Below are 1,426 nucleotides of genomic sequence, written 5' to 3' on the forward strand. Positions count from 1 at the left end.
CTTTTTCACCCAAGCGCTGTCTGAGCGCGATCCTGAGCTGTTCGGCGCGATCACTGCCGAGCTGGGCCGCCAGCGCGACGAGATCGAGCTGATCGCGTCCGAAAACATCGTCTCCGCCGCGGTGATGGAAGCGCAAGGCTCCGTGCTCACCAACAAATACGCCGAAGGCTACCCGGGACGCCGCTACTACGGCGGCTGCCAGTATGTCGACGTCGCCGAAAACCTGGCCATCGACCGCGCCAAGGAACTGTTCGGCTGCGAGTTTGCCAACGTGCAGCCGAACTCCGGCTCCCAGGCCAACCAGGGCGTGTTCCAGGCGCTGCTGAAGCCCGGCGACACCATCCTCGGCATGGATCTCGCCTCCGGCGGCCACCTGACCCACGGCGCTGCGCCGAACCAGTCGGGCAAGTGGTTCAACGCAGTCTCCTACGGCGTGCGCCGCGACGACAACCTGATCGACTACGACCAGCTGGAAGCCCTCGCCGTTGAGCACCAGCCGAAGCTGATCATCGCCGGCGGCTCGGCGATCCCGCGCGTGATCGACTTTGCCCGCTTCCGCGCCATTGCCGACAAGGTCGGCGCCTGGCTGCACGTCGACATGGCGCATTTCGCAGGCCTGGTGGCCGCGGGCGAGCACCCCTCGCCGTTCCCGCATGCGCATGTCGCCACCACCACCACCCACAAGACCCTGCGCGGCCCCCGCGGCGGCATGATCCTGACCAACGATGAAGCCATCGCCAAGAAAGTGAACTCGGCGATCTTCCCCGGCATCCAGGGCGGCCCGCTGATGCATGTGATCGCAGGCAAGGCGGCAGCCTTCGGCGAGGCGCTGAAGCCGGAGTTCAAAGAGTACCAGAAGCAGGTCAAGGCCAACGCGGCGGCGCTGGCGGACCAGCTGATCCAGGGCGGCCTGGACATCGTGACCGGCGGCACCGACACCCATGTGATGCTGGTCGACCTGCGCCCCAAAGGCGTGACCGGCAACATCGCCGACAAGGCGCTGGGCCGCGCCCATATCACCACCAACAAGAACGGCATCCCGTTCGACCCGGAAAAGCCCACCGTGACCTCCGGCCTGCGCCTGGGCACGCCCGCCGGCACCACCCGCGGCTTCGGCGAGGCGGAATTCCGCCAGATCGCCGACCTGATCATCGAGGTGATCGACGGTCTGGCGGCCAACGGTGAAGAGGGCAATGCGGATGTGGAAGCCTCTGTGCGCGCCAAAGTCGCGGATCTCTGCGCCAGGTTCCCGCTCTATCCGAACCTGTAAGCCTCTGCAGGATTGAGAGACTGAGATCGCCGCGGCCCGCAAAGCCGCGGCGGTTTTCCTTTGCAGCAAGGGGACGCTCCCGCGCCCCGCAGGCGCATCGAAGATGCCCCGGCACGGGCCTTGGGCCCGGCAGCGCCCCTTATCAGGGGCGCTGCC

Annotated in this window: 1 protein-coding gene; it reads left to right on the forward strand. The window is 67.0% G+C overall.

Annotated elements, in window-relative coordinates; genetic code table 11:
- A partial coding sequence (gene glyA, locus RA20_RS21535) for a serine hydroxymethyltransferase (protein ID WP_039133683.1) occupies nt 1–1,270 on the forward strand: 1,270 nt, incomplete at its 5' end.
- Nucleotides 1,271–1,426: the final 156 nt, after the last annotated feature.

Source organism: Leisingera sp. ANG-Vp, from assembly GCF_000813725.1.
GTDB lineage: Bacteria > Pseudomonadota > Alphaproteobacteria > Rhodobacterales > Rhodobacteraceae > Leisingera.